Source organism: Curtobacterium sp. ER1/6 (genome assembly GCF_001742745.1).
Taxonomy (GTDB): domain Bacteria; phylum Actinomycetota; class Actinomycetes; order Actinomycetales; family Microbacteriaceae; genus Curtobacterium; species Curtobacterium citri.
This window is the reverse complement of record NZ_MJAK01000004.1, coordinates 37,030-56,326: the sequence shown is the minus strand read 5'-3', so window position 1 is coordinate 56,326 and position 19,297 is coordinate 37,030. Positions and strand designations below refer to the sequence as shown.

The window sequence follows — 19,297 nt, the reverse complement described above, 5'->3', positions numbered from 1 at the left end:
TCCGCAGGGACCCGGGGACAGCCGGGAGGAAGGTCTGCGAGCATGACGTCCGTGAGCACCACCGAGCCAGGCGACGCGACCGAGAGCGCCGAGACCATGCACATCGGCGAGCTCGCCGAGCGCGCCGGCATGTCCCTCCGCACCATCCGCCACTACGACGAGGTCGGCCTGCTCGTGCCGAGTGGTCGGACCACCGGCGGGTTCCGCGTCTACACGGTCGGGGACCTCGAACGACTGCTCGTGATCCGACGGATGAAGCCACTCGGCTTCACGCTCGACGAGATGGCGGAGCTCCTGCGCGTGGTCGACGCGCTCGCCACGGCCGACCCGGAGACCCGCCCGGCCCTCGCCGCCCGCCTCGACGGGTACCTCGACGACGCCCGCGCCCGCCACGCGAAGCTCGTGGAACGCGCGGGCATGGCCGAGGAGTTCATCGGCACACTCGGCACCCTGCGCGCCTCGCTCCCCTAGCGGCGTCGACCGGCCTGGAGCTCGCCGTTCCGGACCAACCTCGCGCGCTCGTGCCGCGCCGCCCGCCACTCCTCCTGACGACGCAGCAGTTCGTCGTGCTCCCAGATGAGGCGCCGGGCCTTCCACGGGCGGAACCGGTAGCGCTGGCGGACGCGTTGCCGCCACTCTTCCTGCCGTCGCTCGATCAGGGCCAGTACCGGGTCGTCAGCCGTCATCGTCATCCCTTCCCGTGATGAGTCCCAGCACCAGCGTGCCGAACACCGAGTCGTCACCGCGAAGACTCTGCATGTCGTACATCGCGTTGGCACCGACACTGCCGATCTCGGCGCGGCCGACATCGGCGTCACAGACCTGGTCCACCGTCCACACGAACCGCGCCCAGGCCCGGTCGCGTTCCTCCCGCGCCACGTCCCGCCGCCACCGCAGCACGGCCCACAGCCCGCCGACCAGTGCGCCGACCAGCGTCAGCGCCGACCCGACCGTCGTGGTCACCACCGCCGCCACCGCGGCGGGTGGCCAGGCCGCGAGTCCCACTCCCGTTGCCGTCATCCGGGACCCCCTCTCGACTCGCGACCCGACCACGCAGACGACGGTACGGATCCGCCCGACGCGACCCGGGCCTCCCGGCCGCGTCTGTGGAGACGACCCACGAAAGCGGCCCCTGTGGAGGAGGCCGTAGACTCGACGACCGTGATCGAACGCACCCGCATCGCCGACCTCGCCGCCCTCCCCGACGGCCCCGTTGCCGTCGCCGGCTGGGTGGAGACCGTCCGCGACCAGAAGAAGGTCCAGTTCGTCGTGCTCCGCGACGAGACCGGCGCCGCACAGCTCGTCAACCCGGCGACGCGCGAGGCCGAGGACGGTGACGACGACGCCCGGGCGCGACTCGCCATCACGAACGAGATCTCCGGCCTCGCCCACGGCACCTTCGTGCACGTCCGCGGGACGCTGAAGCACGACGAGCGCGTGAAGCTCGGCGGGCTCGAGGTGAAGGTCGGCTCGCTCGAGGTGGTCAGCGCCGCGAAGCCGGAGACGCCCATCGCGGACGACTCCTCGCTCGACAAGCGCCTCGACTGGCGCTTCCTCGACCTGCGCAACCGCAAGCAGAACCTGATCTTCCGCATCCAGACCACGATGGAGCACGCGTTCCGCACCTACTGGGTCGAGCGCGACTACATCGAGATCCACACGCCGAAGCTCATGGCGTCGGCGTCCGAGTCGCGCGCCGAGCTCTTCCAGCTCGAGTACTTCGAGACGACCGCCTACCTGGCGCAGTCGCCGCAGAACTTCAAGCAGATGGCGCAGCCCGCCGGCTTCGGCGCGGTGTTCGAGATCGCCGACGCCTTCCGCGCGGACCCGTCGTTCACGAGCCGCCACGCCACCGAGTTCACGAGCGTCGACGCCGAGATCTCCTGGGTCGAGTCGCACCACGACGTGATGGCGATGCACGAGGAGCTCCTCGTCGCGGGCTTCACCGCCGTGCAGGAGAAGTACGGCAAGGAGATCGAGGAGGTCTTCGGCTTCGAGTTCGTCGTGCCGACCGCCCCGTTCCCCCGCGTGACGCTCGCCGAGGCCCGGAAGATCGTCGCCGACAGCGGACACGACGTCGTGCGGGCGGACGGCGACCTCGACCCCGAGGGCGAGCGCCGCGTGAGCGCGTGGGCGAAGGAGACGCACGGCTCCGAGTTCGTGTTCGTCACCGACTACGACGCCTCGATCCGGCCGTACTACCACATGCGGCACGCCGACGACCCGACGCTGACCAACAGCTACGACCTGCTGTTCAACGGCGCGGAGATCTCGACGGGCGCCCAGCGCGAGCACCGCGTGGAGACCCTCGAGGCGCAGGCCGTCGAGAAGGGCCTCGACCCGGAGGAGCTCGGCTGGTACCTCGACTTCTTCCGGTACGGCGTCCCGCCGCACGGCGGGTTCGGCATGGGCCTGGCGCGCGTGCTCATGCTCGCGCTGCACGAGCCGTCGATCCGCGAGGTCACGTACCTGTTCCGCGGCCCGACGCGCCTGACCCCGTAGCACCCGGTGCACGACGAGCGGCCACCCTCCGGAAGGAGGGTGGCCGCTCGTGGTCCGGGGCCGGGAGGCGCGCCTCACCCCTCCCAGTCGATGGCGGCCCGCCCCGTGACGAGTTCGCGGATCTGCGCGGCCGCAGCCTGGTGCTCCGGGTGGAACTGGTACTCGTCGAGCCCGGCGACGTCGTCGAACGTCGCGACCACCGCGACGTCCTGGTTCCTCCCCGGGTAGGCGACGTTCTCGACCACCTCGAGCGAGCGGATCGACCCGATCGTGCCGACGAGGCCGGTGAGCAGCTCGCGGATGCGCGTGGTGACCTCCACACGGTCGAGGTCCTCGCGGACGGTCCAGGAGACGACGTGGTGGATCATGCGCGGGCCTCCGCCTGCTCGAGGGCACGGCGGAGCCGGTCGGCGTCGACGTGCCAGTTGCTGTGGACCCGACCGTCGACGAGCACGACCGGGATGTCCTCGGCGTACTCCTCGCGCAGCGCGTCGTCGTCGAGGATCGACCGCTCCTCGAGGGTCGCGCCGGGGTGCGCCGCCACGACCTGCTCGACGACCGGTCGGGCGTCGTCGCAGAGGTGGCAGCCGGGCTTCGTCAGGAACGTCACGGCGGGCATGGCTCCACCATAACCACCCCGGGGAACACGAAAGCCCCGGCGGACCGGGGCTTCGGGTGCAAGTGCTGGACTTGGCGCTTACTTCTTGTTGCGACGCTGGTGACGCGTCTTGCGAAGGAGCTTGCGGTGCTTCTTCTTCGCCATGCGCTTGCGACGCTTCTTGATGACAGAACCCATAGTGGACCTCGCTCGGAACGATGCTGATGTGTGGACACCGGGCCCGAAGAGACCGCGGAAAATCAACCCGGCCGAGTCTAGCGGAGCGCAGCGGTCCTGTCGAACGAGCCGCTCAGCCGACGTCGGCGATGCCGCCGCGCAGGAGCTCGGCGACCGCCGACTCGGGCACGCGGAACGAGCGGCCGAACCGGATCGCGGGGAGCTCGCCGGCGTGGACCATGCGGTAGACCGTCATCTTCGAGACGCGCATCATCTCGGCGACCTCAGCGACGGTGAGGAAGCGCACGTCGTCGAAACTGCCGGTCATGGTCCGCCTTCGGGTGGCCGTGCGCGCACGGGGTGGGCGCACGGATCGGTGTGACCTGTGTGGTCAGGGGTAACTGTAGGGGCGCGTGGGACCGCGTGTCCAGGAGACTCCGAGCGGACGCACGACCGGGTGCGTCAGTCGTCCTCGCCCTTGCGCGTGAAGCGCTTGCGGCTCCGGTCGACGACGCGCTCCCAGCCCTGCTGCGCGCCCGTGAACGCCGCGGTCGCGCGGTGCGACGCCTCGGCCATCACCCGTCCGAGCTCGGTCCCGACCTCGACCCCGGACCGGCTCGGCGTGCCCGTCCGGCGGAACGACACCGGCTGGCCGTCGAGCGTCCAGGACGTCGTCGCCGGGGTGCCGTCGGCATCGACGGCGCCGGTGAACGGCACGACCCACTCCTCGAGCCGCACGAGCGGTTCCGGGTCGAGGCGGTAGAAGCGGTGCTGCCCCTCCTCGCGACTCGACACCAACCCGTGGTCGCGCAGGACACGGAGGTGCTTGGACACGGTCGGCTGGCTGACGCCGATCTTCGCCACGAGCTGGCCGACGCTGAGCTCCCCGCCCGTCGCGTCCGACCCGTACGCCGTGAGCAGGGCGCCGAGCAGCTCCCGCCGGGTCGGGTCCGCCACGACGGTGAAGATGTCGGCCATGCGGCAAGGCTAGCCGCGCCGTCACGGATGTACCATGACCGCTGTCCGACGCCCATGTCCCCGGAGGCATACGATGCTCGACCGCACCGAGGCGCTCCCGCCGCAGGTGAGCGACTCCCGGCGGCAGGCGGGCCGGATCGCCGCCGTCCTCCGGTCGTCGCCGTCGCGGCTCGCGATCCTGGTCTTCGTCGCGCTGATCCTCGTCTTCACCGTGCTGTTCATGACCCCGCTGGCCTCGGCGGACGGCACCACGACGCACTTCGCGGACGCCCTCTTCACCGCGGCGTCGGTCGTGTGCGTCACCGGACTCGCGACGGTCGACATGGCCACGCACTGGTCCGTGTTCGGCAAGGTCCTCATCGTGGTCGGGACGCAGATCGGCGCGGTCGGCGTGCTGACCTTCGCGTCCATCCTCGGGCTCGTCGTCACGCGGCGGCTCGGCCTGCGCGCGAAGCTTATCGCCGCGGGCGACTCGAACCCGCTCCGCACCCACAGCGGCGCGGTGCCCGAGGGACAGGCCGTCCGCCTCGGCGAGGTCGGCACCCTGCTCCTGACCGTCGCCGTCAGCACCCTGACCATCGAGGCCGCCGTCGGCCTGCTCCTCCTGCCGTCGGTGCTCGTCGCGGGCTACCCCTTCTGGACGGCGGTCGGCGACTCCTTCTACTACGCCGCGATGGCGTTCACGAACACGGGCTTCTCGCCGAACGCCGAGGGGCTGGCCCCGTTCGCGAACGACTACTGGTTCCTCACCCTGCTCATGGTGGCGGTCTTCGCCGGGTCCATCGGGTTCCCGGTGATCCGGGCGCTGACCAAGCAGTTCCGCACCCCGCGACGCTGGCCCATCCACGTCAAGCTGACGCTGACCACGAGCGCCGTGCTGCTCGCCCTCGGCGCCGTGGTCTACACCGCGCTCGAGGCGTCGAACCCCCGGACCCTCGGCGACGCGGGAGCGGGGCACACGGCGTTCCAGGCGCTCTTCTTCTCGATGATGACCCGGTCGGGCGGCTTCGCGACGATCGACGTCGAGCAGATGCACGGCGCGAGCCTGCTCGTGACCGACATGCTCATGTTCATCGGCGGTGGATCGGCGTCGACGGCGGGCGGCATCAAGGTGACCACCCTCGCCGTGCTGTTCCTCGCCGCCGTCGCCGAGGCCCGTGGACGCCGGAGCATGGAGGCGTTCGGGCGCCGGATCCCGAGCGACGTGCTCCGCGTGGCCGTGGCCGTCGTGCTCTGGGGCGCGACCATCGTCGCCGTCATGACGATCGTGCTGCTGCAGATCACGGGCGACTCGCTCGACCGCGTGCTCTTCGAGGTCATCTCGGCCTTCGCCACCTGCGGACTGAGCTCCGGCATCTCCGCCGAGCTGCCGGAGGCCGGCAAGTACGTGCTCGCGGCCACGATGTTCCTGGGCCGTGTCGGTACAGTGACGATCGCCGCCGCGCTCGCCGCCAGTCAGAGCCGGCAGTTGTTCCGTCGTCCCGAGGAGAGGCCGATCGTTGGCTGACCGCCGTCCCCGCAGTGCACCCCACCCCGCCACCGGAGCCGTGAGCCACGACGCGCCCGTGCTCGTCCTCGGCCTCGGCCGGTTCGGCGCCGCGACCGCCGGGCAGCTCGAGCGCCAGCACCGCGAGGTGCTCGTCGTCGACACCGACGCGGGGCTCGTGCAGAAGTGGTCGGACCGGGTCACCCACGCGGTGCAGGCGGACGCCACCGACATCGACGCCCTCCGGCAGATCGGCGCGCAGGACTTCGCGATCGCCGTCGTCGCGGTCGGCTCGCACCTCGAGTCGAGCGTGCTCATCACTTCGAACCTCGTCGACCTCGGCATCCCGCAGATCTGGGCGAAGGCCGTCAGCCGCTCGCACGGCACGATCCTGTCGCGGATCGGGGCGAACCACGTCGTCTACCCCGAGCGCGAGGCCGGCGAGCGGACCGCGCACCTCGTGTCCGGTCGGATGCTCGACTTCATCGAGTTCGACGACGACTTCGCCGTGGTGAAGATGTTCCCGCCGCGCGCCGTGCGCGGGAAGGACCTCGCCACGACCGTCATCCGCACGCGGCACGGGCTCACCGTGCTCGGCATCAAGTCACCGGGTCGCGCCTTCGTGCCGGCGACGCCGGAGAGCGTCATCGGCGAGGACGACGTCATCATCGTCTCGGGGACCGAGACGGACCTCGAGCGGTTCGCGGCGCTCGAGTAGCGACCGCGAACGGACCGGCGGACGGACGGGAGGCGCGGTGCGAGCCCGCACCGCGCCTCCCGTCCGTCGGTCGGCCACCGCGGCCCGTCAGGACGCGGCGATCTCCTCGGCACGCGCGATCGCCGCGTGCGACGCACGCGTGAAGGTATCGGCCAGGTCGGCGTCCTGCAGGACGGCGATCGCCCGCTCGGTGGTGCCCTTCGGGCTCGTCACCGCGCGTCGGAGGTCAGCGGGCTCGCGTCCCGACGCGGCGAGCAGCTCGACCGCGCCCCGCAGCGTGCCCTGGACCATGACCGCAGCCTGCTCCGGCGTGAAGCCGAGGCCCTCGGCGGCCTGCTGCCACTGCTCGACGAGCAGGAAGACGTAGGCCGGGCCGGAACCCGACACGGCGGAGAGGGCGTCCAGTCGCGCCTCGGGCACCTCGATGACCCGTCCGGAGGCGGTGAAGACGGACGAGGCGAGGGCGACCGCTCCGGCGTCGGCGGTCGAGCCCGCGCTGATGCCGGTGACGCCGTGCCCGACGCCGATCGGGGTGTTCGGCAGCGCACGGACCACGCGCACCCCGGCGGGCACGCGGGCCTCCATCGACGCGGTGGTGGTGCCGACCGCGACGCTGACCACCACGGCGCCCGGGTGCAGGGACGCGGCGACCTCGTCGAGGACCTCGCCGACCAGGTACGGCTTCACGCCGAGCACGACGAGTCCGGCGCCGCGGACGGCCGCCCGGTTCGCCTCGGGGTCGGTCTCCGTGGCCGCGGCGTCCAGCCCACGACCGCGCCAGGCCGCCGCGGACCCCTCGGACCGGGTGGTGAGCGTCACGGTCGCGGGGTCGAGGCCGGCCGCGAGGAGACCGTCGAGGACACTGCCGGACATCGACCCGACGCCGAGCATGGCGGTGCGGGGCAGTTCGATCGTCATGCTCCCGACCCTATCCACCGCCCGCGCCTAGGATCGGTGCCGTGAGCGCATCAGGAGGCACGCGGGCGATCTTCGCCGCACTGGCCGCGAACATCGGCATCGCGATCGTGAAGTTCGTCGCTGCGGCGATCAGCGGGTCGGCGGCGATGCTGGCCGAGGGCGTGCACTCCCTCGCCGACTCGGTGAACCAGCTCCTCCTCCTGCTCGGCGGGCGCCGTGCGCGCCGTGCCGCGGACGAGGAGCACCCGTTCGGCCACGGTCGCGAGCGCTACGTGTACGCCTTCGTCGTCTCGATCATCCTGTTCAGCATCGGCGGGGTCTTCTCGCTGTACGAGGGCATCGAGAAGCTCCGCGAGCCGCACCCGCTGACGAACTGGTGGCTCCCGGTCGCCGTGCTCGTGATCGCGATCGGGCTCGAGGGCTTCTCGCTCCGCACCGCCCTGCGCGAGGCGCGACCGCAGAAGGGCTCCCAGTCGTGGATGCAGTTCGTGCGTCGCGTGAAGGCTCCCGAGCTCCCCGTCGTCATGCTCGAGGACACCGCTGCGCTGACCGGCCTGGTGTTCGCGCTGCTCGGCGTCGGCCTGACCGTCGTCACCGGCGACGGCGTGTTCGACGCGATCGGCACGATCCTCATCGCCCTGCTCCTCATCGCCGTGGCCGTCGTGCTCGGCGTCGAGACGAAGAGCCTGCTCGTCGGCGAGGGTGCGACCGCGGCCGACGTCGAGCGGATCAAGGCCGCCGTGCTCGACGGGCCCGAGGTCGACTCGATCGTGCACCTGAAGACCCTGTACCTCGGGCCCGACGAGCTCATGGTGGGCATGAAGGTGGCCGTCGACGGCGACCGGCGGCTCGGCGACGTGGCGGCCGGGATCGACACCGTCGAGCAACGGGTCCGGGAGGCCGTGCCGATCGCACGCGTCATCTACATCGAGCCCGACGTGCTCCGGACCGGGCCCCGGCCACCGACCGAGGCGATCGTCATCCGCGCGGCCGACTGAGGGCTCGGCGCCGCTCGCGTCAGCGCCGCTCGCGGAAGAACGCGTCGAGCAGGTCGGCGCACGCCTGCTCCCTGACCCCGGCCACGACCTCGGCGCGGTGGGGCAGGCGGCGGTCCCGCGCGATGTCGTACAGGCTGCCGCTGGCGCCCGCCTTCGGGTCCCAGGCACCGAAGACGATCCGCGGGACCCGTGCGGCCAGGGCGGCGCCCGCGCACATCAGGCACGGCTCGAGCGTGACGACCAGGGTGTGCTCCGCCAAGTGCCGGTCGCCCGTGACCGCCGCAGCGGCGCGGAGCGCGAGCACCTCGGCGTGCGCGGTGGGGTCCTGGCGAGCCTCGCGCTCGTTCCGCCCCACGGCGACGACCGCACCCGAGGCGTCGACCACCACGGCACCGACCGGCACGTCACCGGTCACCAGGCACGCGCGGGCCTCGTCGAGCGCGCGGTCCATCGCGGCGGTCCAGGGGCGGGCGGCTGGGTGTTCCACGCGTCGATCCTGCCCCATCGGCACGGTACGCTCGACTCCATGCGAGTCCACGTCGCCGACCACCCGCTCATCACCCACAAGCTCTCGGTGCTCCGCGACCGGACCACACCCTCCCCGACCTTCCGGGCCCTCACCGAGGAGCTCGTCACGCTCCTCGCGTACGAGGCGACGCGGAACGTCCGGGTGACGGCCACGCCGATCGACACCCCGGTCGCGCACACGATGGGCGTCTCGATCGCGAAGCCCCGCCCGCTCGTCGTCCCGATCCTCCGCGCCGGCCTCGGCATGCTCGAGGGCATGGTCAAGCTCGTCCCGACCGCCGAGGTCGGGTTCCTCGGCATGGCGCGCAACGAGGAGACGCTCGAGCCGCAGACGTACGCGGAGCGGCTGCCCGACGACCTGTCCGGCCGCCAGTGCTTCGTCCTCGACCCGATGCTCGCGACCGGCGGCACGCTCGCCGCGGCGATCGACTTCCTGTTCGACCGCGGTGCCGAGGAGGTCACGTGCGTGTGCATCCTGGGCGCCCCCGAGGGCCTCGCGATGGTGGAGCAGGCCGTCGGCGACCGCAACGTGTCGATCGTCCTCGGCGCGCTCGACGAGAAGCTCGACGAGAACGGTTACATCGTCCCCGGTCTCGGCGACGCGGGCGACCGCCTCTACGGCCTGGCCGAGTAGCACCGCTCCCCTCGACGCCGTCGTCCCGCGCTCGCCCGCGCCGGGACGACGGCGTCGTCGCGCGCGGCCTGTCCACTCCGCCGCCACCGTCCGGTCGGACGGTTGACACCGCGTTGGTATACCGCCGATACTCGTGGCATGACTGCAACCGTGCCCACCCGAGTCCTCTGCGAGGCCCTGGGGACCGCCGGCACGATGATGCCGGCGACGGCGGTCATGCGTTGTCGAATGTGTGCCTGATCGGTACCCGTTCCAGCTGGATCCCCCGCGACACCACCCCGGTCGCGAGCGTGTGATCCCCGGGTGACGCCACCTCGTCGACGCGCAGGCATCGCGTCCGACGTTCCGGTCACCCTCCCGGAGGCCCCGGTCCACCGCAGGACCGCAGGGCGACACGGCGATCAGCCGTACCCGGACCGACGCATTCGACACCGCCGCGTTGCACCGCACCGCGACCACCCGCCCGGAGAACCACCATGTCGCTCACCATCGCCCAGCCCCGCACCACGCTCCGCACCGCCCCCGCTGCGCCGACCGACCTCGGCACGGTGACGCCGATCCGGGCTCGACGGCAGCCGGTGGCCCCGCCGGTGCCGACCGGGGTCCCGACCAGCCCGGTCGTCGCCCCGCAGCGGAACCGCGCGCTGCCCGAGGGCACCGAGGCCCGCGGCTTCGCGCTCTACGTGGGCATCGACGAGGCAGCGGCCGCGGCCGCCGGCACGACCCTCGCAGCCGTGGTCGAGCAGCTCAAGGCGCTGACGGCACAGCTCGTCCCCTCGTCGGAGACGTACGCGGCCGTCGCGGTCGCCGCCGAGGGCTCCGGGGGCCGTGACGTCGACGTCGTCCGCCTCGCCCTGCAGGACCGGTCCGCGGTCGCCGCTCGGAAGCAGGCGGAGAAGCCCGAGCCCGAGGAGACCGGTGTCGTGATCGACATCTCGCGCAAGCGCGTGACCCTCGACGGCGAAGCCGCTCCCCTGACGTACAAGGAGTTCGAGCTGCTGCAGTTCCTCGTGCTGCGCGAGGGGCAGACGGTCGACCGTGCCGCCATCATCGACGGCCTGTGGTCCGACGACGAGGACGAGACCCCGAACGAGCGCACCATCGACGTGCACGTGCGACGGCTGCGGTCGAAGCTCGGTGCGTTCGAGGAGATCGTGCGCACGGTCCGGGGCGTCGGGTACCGCTTCGACCGCCACGCGGACGTCGCCGTGCGGTACGCGTCCACCCCGTCGCCCGACCTCTTCTGACCCGCTGAGCAGACGGTCAGCGAACTCGCAGCGATCGGTTCGAGGACACGCTGGCGCACCGTTACCGCGTCGTTATACAGTCGTCCCTGCAGGCAGTGTTTGCTGTGGCACGGCCTGCGGAATGTGATTGCAGGACACTCTTGGTGCAAGGGAAGAGGCCGGTCGCCCAGAAGGCGACCGGCCTCTGTCGTTCCCGACGGCTCCCCCGTGTCCCCCACGGGCGGTCCACGCTCCGCGCGGTGTCCCCGCCCGTCGGTAGTGTGGCTGGACCGCACGACCGAGAGGGACGACGACCGTGGACGACGCACGCCGCAGCGACAAGGCGACCGCCGTCGCGGCCTGGGAGGCACTCTTCCGCGCGCAGGTGACCGTGATGCGCGCACTCAACGCCGACTTCCCGGGCGGTGAGATCTCCTTCAACGAGTACGACGTGTGCTTCAACCTGTCGACGCAGCCCGGCCGACGCTGCCGGATGCGCGACCTCACCGGTCACCTGCTGCTCACCCAGCCGAGCGTGAGCCGCCTCGTCGAGCGACTCGCCTCGCGCGGGATCGTCGAGAAGCAGCCCGACCCGAACGACGCACGCGGCGTCGTGGTCGCCCTCACGGCGCACGGCTTCGACGTCTACCGCTCGGTGGCGGTGCAGCACGCCCGGACCATCGCGGACCAGGTCGGTGCCGGACTCGACGACGACGAGCTCCGCACCCTCACCGAGCTCTGCACCAAGCTGCGCGTGGCGGCCGGGGGTCCCGACCGCGACCGCCGTCCGCGTGCCGTCGAGACGGTGTCGGCATGACCGGCGCGATCGTCTGGCTGCGTGAGGACCTCCGTCTCGCCGACAACCCGGCGCTCCGAGCCGGGATCGACCACGGCGGCCCCGTGACCGTCGTCGTCGTGCTCGACGAGGAGTCACCGGGCATCCGACCGGTCGGTGCCGCCAGCCGGTGGTGGCTGCACCACTCCTTCGCGGCGCTGGACGCGGAGCTGCGCGACCGGCAGTCCCGGCTCGTGCTGCGCCGTGGTCCGGCCGCGCGGGTCATCCCCGAGCTCGTCGCCCAGGCCGACGCCGACGCCGTGTACTGGAACCGGCGCTACGGCAAGGTGGAGCGCGACCTCGACGCAGGCATCAAGAGCGCCCTGACCGACGACGGCACCGAGGCCCACAGCTTCGCGGCGAACCTGCTCTGGGAGCCGTGGACGGTCATGACGGGCCAGGGCGAACCCTTCAAGGTCTTCTCGCCGTTCTGGCGGGCCGCCCAGGCGATGCCCGAGCCGCGGCACCCGCTGCCGAAGCCGCGCGACCTGCCCGCCCCGGCCGATGTGGCGTCCGACGACCTCGACGACTGGGCGCTCCTGCCGACGAAGCCGGACTGGGCCGGCGGGCTGCGTGACGCCTGGGAGCCCGGCGAGGCCGGCGCGCACCGGAAGCTCGAGCAGTTCGTCCACGATGCGCTCGAGGACTACGACCAGCGCGACGAACCAGCCATGGCGGCGACGAGCGACCTCTCTCCGCACCTCCGGTGGGGCGAGGTGAGTCCGTACCAGGTGTGGCACCGACTGCACGGCGAGCTCGAGCCCGCCCAGCGGCGACAGGCCCCGGCGTTCCTCCGGCAGCTCGCCTGGCGCGAGTTCAACTGGAACGAGTACTTCCACTGCGACGACATCGCGACGGTCAACGTGCGCCGCGAGTTCGACGCCTTCCCCTGGCGCGACGTGGACGAGGACGAGCTCGACCGCTGGCGGCACGGCCGCACCGGCTTCGACCTGGTGGACGCGGGCATGCGCGAGCTGTGGTCCTCCGGCGCGATGCACAACCGCGTCCGGCTGGCCGCGGCGAGCTTCCTCGTCAAGAACCTGCTCGTGGACTGGCGCATCGGCGAACAGTGGTTCTGGGACACCCTGGTGGACGCGGACCCCGCGAACAACGCCGGCAACTGGCAGTGGGTGGCCGGGTCGGGCTTCGACGCCGCGCCGTACTTCCGGGTGTTCAACCCCGACCGCCAGCTCGAGCGCTTCGACCCGCACCGCGAGTACGTGCGGCGGTGGGTGCCGGCGGACGAGGACCGACCGGAGCCCATGGTCGACCTGAAGGCCACCCGGCAGCGCGCCCTCGACGCCTACGCCGAGATGCGCCGGACGTGACGGTCTCCCCCGCGGTCCTCGCGGTCATCGACGCGCGGTTCCGTTCCCGGGTCGAGGACGGCACCACGCCGAGCAGCGTGTGGGGTGTCTTCGACCGGAGCGGCCTGATCGCGTCCGGAGGCCACGGCGACCGTGGCGACGGTCGGGCGCCGGACGCGGACACGGTCTACCGCATCGCCTCCTGCACGAAGAGCTTCACCGCGGCAACCCTGCTGACGCTCGTCGCCGAGGGACGGGTCGACCTCGACAGCCCCGTGACCGACGCGGTCCCGGCGTTCGCGGCCGTCACGCTGCCCTCCCCCGACGCACCCGTCCCGACCCTGCGGATGCTGCTGACGATGTCCGGCGGCCTGCCCACGGACGACCCCTGGGCGGACCGGCAGGAGTCGATCACGGACGACGAGCTCGACGCGGTGCTCCGCGGGGGGCTGCTCTTCGACTCCGTCCCGGGCACGCGGTTCGCCTACTCGAACACGGGCTACGCGCTGATCGGGCGAGCGATCGCCCACGCCGCCGGCGTCCCGTACGCGCAGGCGGTGACCGAGCGGGTGCTCACGCCGCTCGGGCTCGACGCCACCGTCTTCAGCGCCGCCGAGGCACACGGCCACGTCGTGACGGGCCAGCGGGACGACGACGGTTCCTGGACCCGCCAGCCGATGACCGGCCCGGGCGCGTTCTCGGCCATCGGCGGGCTGTTCTCGACGGTCCGTGACCTCGCCCGCTGGGCCCGGCACCTGGCGTCCGCGTCCGGCGCCGACCCCGAGCCCGGTCCGGTGACACCGGCGGACCGCCGCGCGGCGCAGCAGGCCCTGCGGGTCGTCCCGCCGTCGGTCGTCCCCACCGCACGCCGAGCGACCGCGTACGGCTTCGGGCTGTTCGTCGAGCAGGACCCGCGGTACGGCGAGATCGTGTCGCACTCCGGCGGCTACCCCGGCTTCTCCGCGCACATGCGGTGGTCGGTCGAGCACGGCCTGGGCGTCGTGGCGTTCGAGAACGCGACGCAGGCGAAGGTGTCCGCACCCGCGGAGCAGGCGCTCGACGAGCTCCTCGCGGACCTGCCGGTGCACGTCGACGGCGACACCGCGAGGGTGCAGCGGGCGGCAGCGGTCCCGGGGGTGCGCCGCACGGTCGACGCCGTGCGGGCGGCCCGCGAGGCGGTCTCGGCGCTGCTGCGCGAGTGGGCCGCCGACGACGTGGACGACGCGACGGTCGCCGCCCTCGGTGCCGCGGTCTGCACCCCGAACGTCCCGATGGACCGGCCGTGGGCGGCCCGCCGTCGTGCGCTGCTCGAGGCCGTGCGGACCGTCGGGGCCGACCTCGACGCCGCGCCGCTCGAGGAGCGCTCGACGGTCCCGTCGCAGCTCCGGTGGTGGCTCCCCGGCACCGCGGGACGACTCCGGGTCGACATCCGCCTCGCCCCGCTCGCCGCCGGGCGCGTGCAGACCCTGCTGGTGACCGCCGAACCCGCCGAACGGTGACGCCGTAGTACGGGCAGTGACACCGGACGCGGAGTCGGACCGCTAGACCGGCGGGCGCGCCCCGACGACCCCGAGCGCGAGGGACGCGACGCGGACGCCCTCGCGGGCGGCGGACGCCACGCGGACGCGGTCGGTCGCCCAGGCGCGGAGGAACCCCGCGGCGAAGGCGTCCCCCGCCCCCGTGGTGTCGACGACCGTCGTGGCCGGCGCGCTGACGCGCAGCGGAGCCCGACCCCGTCGGCCGACCAGTGCGCCGTCGGCCCCGGTCGTCACGACCACGAGCGGCACCACCTCGGTGAGCCGGTGCAGGGCCTCCGGCAGGTCGTCGGCCCCGCCCAGGGCGCGCGCCTCGGCGGCGTTCGGGAACAGGACGTCCACACCGGTCAGCGCGGACAGCACGTCCTCGGCGCCGATCGCACGCAGGACGGCCGTCGAGGACGGGTCCAGCGAGACGCGTGCCCCTCCCGATCGCGCGCGTGCGACGAGTCCGACGATGCGCGCCGGACCGCCACCGAGCAGGGCCGCCCCGGTGAGGTGGACGATGTCCGCGCGGGACACCAGGTTGTCGTCGACGTCGTCGGCCCGGAGGTCACCGCTCGCCGCCGGGTCCGACATGCTGGTCCGTCCCCCGGTGCTCCGGACCGACACGAGCGCTCCGGTGGGGACGCAGGCGTCGTACCGCAGGTGCGGCCGGACGCCGGCGTCGGTCAGGGCCCGCCCGTGCCGCACCACGTCGTCCACCCCGACCCGGGCGACGAGGTCGACCTCCGCGCCGAGCCACCCCAGCCAGCTCGCGGCGCCCCCACCGGCACCGGCCGGCTGGTGCCGGATCACCGCGGCCGGGTCGTGTGCTCCCGCCGTGGTGACGGTGGTCTCCACCAGGACCCCGTCGAGCACGTCGCCGACCACCAGGAAGCGCTTGCCGCGCCCGCGACGCCGTCCCGCCACCCGTCGTCCCTCGGCGGCCACCGCGGGCCGTGACGGGACCGGGACGCGCTCGGGAGACGGTGACACGTCCGACACGGTACACGAACATGAGCAAAGCTCCGGACCGCGCGCTCCACTGATCCGCTAACATTTCAGGAGATCACCCCGGCGGACACGCCGCCGCCACTCGAGACCGCCCGGAGGAACCATGCCCAGGAGGCCCGACCCCACGCTCAAGCCCGCGATCATCGCGAAGGTCGCGCGCCACCTGCAGGACACCAAGGTCGAGGACGCCTCGGTGCGGAGCCTCGGCCGTGTCCTGGGCACGAGCGCCTACCCGATCGTCTACCACTTCGGCTCGCGCGACGCCCTGGTCGACGCCGTCGTGGACCACCTGTGTGCCGACGAGGACCGGCTGCTGGCACCGGACGCCGACCCGGACGCGCTCGCCGAGCACCTCCTCGCCGTCTACGGCCGGCTCGGCACCCCGGAACGCCTGCTCGCGGTCCGGCTGACCTTCGAGCTCGGCTGCGTCGAGGGACTCGACGGCCGTGACCGCCAGCGTCGACTCCACCGCCACCGGGTCGCCGAACTGACCGCGTGGTGTCGCGCCCACGGGCACTGCGACGCCGAGGCGGACCGCGCCGCGCGGGCTGCGGTCGACGCCGCACGCGGCGCGCAGTGGTCGGCACTGGTCGACCCCGAGCACGCGGACGTCGACACCGCCCTGCTCGCCGTCGCCCGGGGGCTCGCCGCCGACGTCCGACTGGCGGCCGCCTGACCGGGACGGCACGGACGACGGACGGGAGGCGCGGTACCGACCGGCACCGCGCCTCCCGTCCGTCGGTCGGTCACCGCGGTGACCGACGTCGCGTCACAGGGTGACGAACGACTGCGACTTGGCGTTCGCGAAGCGGGCCGCGACGTTCTCCCAGTCGACGATGTTCCACACGGCCTTGACGTAGTCCGCCTTGACGTTGAGGTAGTCGAGGTAGAAGGCGTGCTCCCACATGTCGAGCATGAAGATCGGGACGACGCCGAGCGGCACGTTCGCCTGCTGGTCGAAGAGCTGGAAGGTGACGAGCTTCTGGCCGACCTGGTCCCACGCGAGGACGGACCAACCGGAGCCCTGGATGCCGTTGGCCACGGCGGCGAACTGTGCCTGGAACTTCTCGAACGACCCGAAGAACTCGTCGATCGCCGCGGCGAGCTCGCCCTCGGGAACCTTGGTGTCCGGGCCGAGGTTGGTCCAGAAGATCGAGTGGTTGACGTGGCCACCGAGGTGGAACGCCAGGTCCTTCTCGAGCTTGTTGACCGCACCGAAGTTGCCGGACTCGCGCGCCTCGCCGAGCTGCTCGAGCGCGGTGTTCGCACCGGTCACGTAGGCCTGGTGGTGCTTGTCGTGGTGCAGCTGCATGATCTTGCCGCTGATGTGCGGCTCGAGCGCGGCGTAGTCGTACGGCAGCTCGGGCAGGGTGTACTCGGCCATGGCGAGGTCCTTTCGATCGGTGGTGGTCTGACGTGGTCCCGCGGCGCTCAGGAGAGCCGGGAACGTTCGGAGAGGGAGTGGAACTCCCGGTTGTGGTAGACGAGCGGCTCGCCGTGGGCCTGGCCGACGACGATGTCGAGGACCTCGGCGACGACGACGGTGGACGAGCCGATCTCGGTCGTCGACCGGGGGCGGCAGCGCAGGGCCGTCGCGGCGCCGGGGAGGTACCGCTCGCCGGACGGCAGGGTGCCCCACATCGGGTCGTCCGCTGCCGGGCTGCCCGTGGCGGCGAAGCGCTTCGCGAGCCCGACGCTCAGCGAGTCGACGAGGTGCACGACGAAGACGTCGGCGCCCAGGACGACCCCGGCGGAGCCGGACTTCGTCGACAGCGAGAACACGAGGACGGGCGGGTCCACCGCGACGCTCGCGACGCTGGAGGCGGTCAGGCCGGTGGGTCCGTCGGGCCCTTCGGCGGTGATGACGGCGACGCCGGCGGGGTGGCCGCGGAAGGCGGCCTTGTAGGCGTCGGCGGTCGTCGCGGGTGCTTCGTCGGGCATGGCAGTCGTGGGGATCCTCCGGGTGGGGTCGGCCGCGGCTGCGCGGCCACCTCCCAACGTAGGACCTCGACGGGGGTCCGCGTCAGCGATTCCCAGGTTCGTCCGATCCCGGGCGCGCCGCACCAGCGGGTCGGCCGCGCCGCGCGACCGGGCCTGGCTCGCCGCGCGACCGGGCCTGGCTCGCCACGCGACCGGGTCGGCCGCGTCGAGCCAGCGCCGGTCGGACCGCGCCGGCGTCGGTCGCTCCGGTCCCGTCAGTCCCGCCGGAGCATGACCACCGAGGCCGCCGCTGCGACGAGCATGAGCACCGCTGCGACACCGGCCGTGATCGTGACGCCGGAGTCGAACGCCGCCCGGGCGCTCTCGAGGAGCGCCTGGCCCGCTGCCCCGCCGAGGTCGGTCGCCGCGGAGACCGCGCCGCCGAGGGTCTCCTGGGCGGCGGTCCGCGCCGAGCCGCTGAGACCGTCCGGGACCACCACGTGCGTCCGGTACGCCGTCGCGAGGATCGTCCCGAGCACGGCCGTGCCGAGCACCGCGCCGATCTCGTAGGCCGTCTCGGACACCGCCGACGCCGCTCCCGCCTTGTCCGCGGGGGCCGTCGAGATGATCAGGTCGTTCGTCACCGTCTCGGACGCACCGATGCCGATGCCGAGCAGCACGAACGCGACGGCCAGCGCGACGATCGTCGCGTCGTGTCCGAGCAGGGAGACCATCGCGTAGGCGGCGGCCGAGAACGTCAGGGAGACCGCGACCACCCAGCGCGGAGCGACCCGGGCCACGATCGGCACGACCACCAGGCCGGCGACGACGGTCAGGACCGAGCCCGGCACGAGCACCAGCCCGGAGGTGAACGGGTTCAGCCCGGCGACGAGCTGCAGGTGCTGGGCGACGAAGAACAGGAAGCCGGTGAGCGAGAACATCGCCGCCATGTTCATGAGCACGCTGCCGGTGAACGCGGTGCTCCGGAACAGCCGGAGGTCGAGCATCGGCGTGCGCGAGCGCAGCTGCCGGCGGACGAACGCGGTGCCGCAGAGGACACCGACCGCGAGCATCGCGATCGCGAGCCCGCGCTCGTCGGGGTGCACGACCGACTTGATCGCCCACGCCGTCGGCGCGAGGGCACCGAGCGACAGGAGCATGCTCGGCACGTCCACCGGGCCGGGCGCGGGGTCGCGGGACTCGGGCACGAAGAAGGGCACACCGACGAGCATGAGCACGAGGATCGGGACGGCGACGAGGAACACCGCACCCCAGTGGAAGTGCGCGAGCAGGGTGCCGCCGACGAGCGGGCCGAGGGCGTTGCCGGCGGCGAACATCGTCGACCAGACGGCGAGCGCCATGCGCCGCTCCCCCGCGTCGACGAAGACGTTCCGGATGATCGAGAGCGTCGCCGGCATGAGCATGGCGCCGAAGACGCCCATCACGGCGCGGGCGGCGACGAGCATCCAGGCCTCGGTCGCGAAGGCCGCCGCGACCGAGAGGAGCGCGAACCCGGTGGCACCGAAGACGAGGATCCGGCGGCGGCCGATGCGGTCGCCGATGCTGCCCATCACCACGAGCAGGCCGGCGAGCACGAGCGGGTAGGCGTCGACGATCCAGAGCTGGGTCGTCGCGCTCGGGTCGAGGGCGCGCGCGATGGTCGGCAGTGCGAAGCTCAGCACCGTGTTGTCCACGGAGATGAGCAGCACCGGCAGCATGAGCACGGCGAGGGCCGCGAACCGTCGGGCGCGGCTGCCGGTGACGGCGGTGGCGACGGGGCTGGTGAGCAGAGCGGACACGGTGACTCCCTGGGGAACGAGCCGGACCAGGTCGACGGCGGAGCAGACGAGACGGGACGCGGAAGTGGACACGCGCCCCGTCAGGACTCCATCAGTGTACCGTCTGGACGGTCATGGTTGCAAGTGCAACCATGACCGGTCG

At 72.6% G+C, this 19,297-nt stretch carries 24 protein-coding genes; 11 read left to right on the top strand and 13 right to left on the bottom strand.

Annotated elements, in window-relative coordinates; all coding sequences use genetic code 11:
- Positions 1-42: 42 nt before the first annotated feature.
- Complete coding sequence (locus Cus16_RS07920; protein ID WP_069712115.1) at positions 43-471, top strand: MerR family transcriptional regulator; 429 nt, start codon at positions 43-45, stop codon at positions 469-471.
- On the opposite strand, the gene Cus16_RS07915 is transcribed toward Cus16_RS07920, so the two are convergent.
- Both Cus16_RS07915 and Cus16_RS07910 read right to left on the bottom strand, forming a co-directional pair.
- Positions 468-686 (bottom strand): hypothetical protein, encoded by a 219-nt coding sequence (locus Cus16_RS07915; protein ID WP_141718879.1) that lies wholly within the window; start codon positions 684-686, stop codon positions 468-470. The two genes, Cus16_RS07920 and Cus16_RS07915, sit on opposite strands and share 4 nt — an antisense overlap.
- Positions 676-1,020 carry a hypothetical protein gene (locus Cus16_RS07910; RefSeq protein WP_141718878.1) on the bottom strand — a complete coding sequence of 115 codons (345 nt, stop codon included), beginning with the start codon at positions 1,018-1,020 and terminating at the stop codon, positions 676-678. The genes Cus16_RS07915 and Cus16_RS07910 overlap by 11 nt, the downstream gene beginning before the upstream one ends.
- A 141-nt stretch (positions 1,021-1,161) precedes the next feature.
- Between Cus16_RS07910 and aspS the strand changes: the two genes are divergently transcribed.
- Positions 1,162-2,502, top strand: a complete 1,341-nt coding sequence (gene aspS / locus Cus16_RS07905) for an aspartate--tRNA(Asn) ligase (RefSeq protein ID WP_069712320.1) — start codon at positions 1,162-1,164, stop codon at positions 2,500-2,502.
- A 74-nt stretch (positions 2,503-2,576) separates the two neighbouring features.
- On the opposite strand, the gene Cus16_RS07900 is transcribed toward aspS, so the two are convergent.
- The 5 genes from Cus16_RS07900 to Cus16_RS07885 all read right to left on the bottom strand — a co-directional run bounded on the left by Cus16_RS07900 (position 2,577) and on the right by Cus16_RS07885 (position 4,255).
- Entirely contained in the window at positions 2,577-2,870 is a 294-nt protein-coding gene (locus Cus16_RS07900; RefSeq protein ID WP_069712112.1) for a Dabb family protein, read from the bottom strand.
- Positions 2,867-3,121, bottom strand: a complete 255-nt coding sequence (locus Cus16_RS07895; protein ID WP_069712111.1) for a glutaredoxin family protein — start codon at positions 3,119-3,121, stop codon at positions 2,867-2,869. The genes Cus16_RS07900 and Cus16_RS07895 overlap by 4 nt, the downstream gene beginning before the upstream one ends.
- 78 nt (positions 3,122-3,199) lie before the next feature.
- Positions 3,200-3,298, bottom strand: a complete 99-nt coding sequence (locus Cus16_RS15965) for a 30S ribosomal protein bS22 (protein ID WP_003792170.1) — start codon at positions 3,296-3,298, stop codon at positions 3,200-3,202.
- A 112-nt stretch (positions 3,299-3,410) separates the two neighbouring features.
- Complete coding sequence (locus Cus16_RS07890; protein ID WP_058729786.1) at positions 3,411-3,605, bottom strand: helix-turn-helix domain-containing protein; 195 nt, start codon at positions 3,603-3,605, stop codon at positions 3,411-3,413.
- Positions 3,606-3,739: 134 nt separating this feature from the next.
- Positions 3,740-4,255 (bottom strand): ArsR/SmtB family transcription factor, encoded by a 516-nt coding sequence (locus Cus16_RS07885; protein ID WP_069712110.1) that lies wholly within the window; start codon positions 4,253-4,255, stop codon positions 3,740-3,742.
- 73 nt (positions 4,256-4,328) lie between these two features.
- Between Cus16_RS07885 and Cus16_RS07880 the strand changes: the two genes are divergently transcribed.
- Together Cus16_RS07880 and Cus16_RS07875 are read left to right on the top strand one after the other, a co-directional pair.
- Positions 4,329-5,762 (top strand): TrkH family potassium uptake protein, encoded by a 1,434-nt coding sequence (locus tag Cus16_RS07880; protein WP_069712109.1) that lies wholly within the window; start codon positions 4,329-4,331, stop codon positions 5,760-5,762.
- Between the two features lie 40 nt (positions 5,763-5,802).
- Positions 5,803-6,459: a potassium channel family protein gene (locus Cus16_RS07875; RefSeq protein WP_141718877.1), complete on the top strand. Its 657-nt coding sequence runs from the start codon at positions 5,803-5,805 to the stop codon at positions 6,457-6,459.
- An 87-nt stretch (positions 6,460-6,546) separates the two neighbouring features.
- Here Cus16_RS07875 and proC read toward each other — a convergent pair whose 3' ends face one another.
- Complete coding sequence (gene proC, locus Cus16_RS07870; protein ID WP_069712108.1) at positions 6,547-7,377, bottom strand: pyrroline-5-carboxylate reductase; 831 nt, start codon at positions 7,375-7,377, stop codon at positions 6,547-6,549.
- Between the two features lie 41 nt (positions 7,378-7,418).
- Between proC and Cus16_RS07865 the strand changes: the two genes are divergently transcribed.
- Entirely contained in the window at positions 7,419-8,375 is a 957-nt protein-coding gene (locus tag Cus16_RS07865; RefSeq protein ID WP_069712107.1) for a cation diffusion facilitator family transporter, read from the top strand.
- A gap of 19 nt (positions 8,376-8,394) precedes the next feature.
- On the opposite strand, the gene Cus16_RS07860 is transcribed toward Cus16_RS07865, so the two are convergent.
- On the bottom strand, positions 8,395-8,826 hold the full coding sequence (locus tag Cus16_RS07860; protein ID WP_069712106.1) for a nucleoside deaminase: 432 nt from the start codon (positions 8,824-8,826) through the stop codon (positions 8,395-8,397).
- Positions 8,827-8,901: 75 nt separating this feature from the next.
- On the opposite strand from Cus16_RS07860, the gene upp reads away from it, so the two are divergent.
- The 5 genes from upp (at position 8,902) to Cus16_RS07835 (ending at position 14,404) form a co-directional block, all read left to right on the top strand.
- Positions 8,902-9,537, top strand: a complete 636-nt coding sequence (gene upp, locus Cus16_RS07855; protein ID WP_069712105.1) for a uracil phosphoribosyltransferase — start codon at positions 8,902-8,904, stop codon at positions 9,535-9,537.
- A gap of 476 nt (positions 9,538-10,013) precedes the next feature.
- Positions 10,014-10,784 (top strand): winged helix-turn-helix domain-containing protein, encoded by a 771-nt coding sequence (locus Cus16_RS07850; protein ID WP_069712104.1) that lies wholly within the window; start codon positions 10,014-10,016, stop codon positions 10,782-10,784.
- 295 nt (positions 10,785-11,079) lie between these two features.
- The gene (locus tag Cus16_RS07845; protein ID WP_069712103.1) at positions 11,080-11,580 is read left to right on the top strand and encodes a MarR family winged helix-turn-helix transcriptional regulator; all 501 of its coding nucleotides are present in this window, start codon (positions 11,080-11,082) and stop codon (positions 11,578-11,580) included.
- Complete coding sequence (locus Cus16_RS07840; protein WP_069712102.1) at positions 11,577-12,926, top strand: cryptochrome/photolyase family protein; 1,350 nt, start codon at positions 11,577-11,579, stop codon at positions 12,924-12,926. The genes Cus16_RS07845 and Cus16_RS07840 overlap by 4 nt, the downstream gene beginning before the upstream one ends.
- Positions 12,923-14,404: a serine hydrolase domain-containing protein gene (locus Cus16_RS07835; protein ID WP_069712101.1), complete on the top strand. Its 1,482-nt coding sequence runs from the start codon at positions 12,923-12,925 to the stop codon at positions 14,402-14,404. Before Cus16_RS07840 ends, Cus16_RS07835 begins: the two co-directional genes overlap by 4 nt.
- 42 nt (positions 14,405-14,446) lie before the next feature.
- Here Cus16_RS07835 and Cus16_RS07830 read toward each other — a convergent pair whose 3' ends face one another.
- Complete coding sequence (locus Cus16_RS07830) at positions 14,447-15,418, bottom strand: carbohydrate kinase family protein (RefSeq protein ID WP_189319558.1); 972 nt, start codon at positions 15,416-15,418, stop codon at positions 14,447-14,449.
- Between the two features lie 121 nt (positions 15,419-15,539).
- On the opposite strand from Cus16_RS07830, the gene Cus16_RS07825 reads away from it, so the two are divergent.
- Entirely contained in the window at positions 15,540-16,112 is a 573-nt protein-coding gene (locus Cus16_RS07825; protein ID WP_069712100.1) for a hypothetical protein, read from the top strand.
- Between the two features lie 93 nt (positions 16,113-16,205).
- Here Cus16_RS07825 and Cus16_RS07820 read toward each other — a convergent pair whose 3' ends face one another.
- The 3 genes from Cus16_RS07820 to Cus16_RS07810 all read right to left on the bottom strand — a co-directional run bounded on the left by Cus16_RS07820 (position 16,206) and on the right by Cus16_RS07810 (position 19,155).
- On the bottom strand, positions 16,206-16,820 hold the full coding sequence (locus Cus16_RS07820) for a superoxide dismutase (protein WP_069712099.1): 615 nt from the start codon (positions 16,818-16,820) through the stop codon (positions 16,206-16,208).
- A gap of 47 nt (positions 16,821-16,867) precedes the next feature.
- Positions 16,868-17,377, bottom strand: coding sequence for a flavin reductase family protein (locus tag Cus16_RS07815; protein ID WP_069712098.1), 510 nt, complete (start codon positions 17,375-17,377; stop codon positions 16,868-16,870).
- A gap of 254 nt (positions 17,378-17,631) precedes the next feature.
- Positions 17,632-19,155 (bottom strand): MFS transporter, encoded by a 1,524-nt coding sequence (locus tag Cus16_RS07810; protein ID WP_069712317.1) that lies wholly within the window; start codon positions 19,153-19,155, stop codon positions 17,632-17,634.
- Positions 19,156-19,297: the final 142 nt, after the last annotated feature.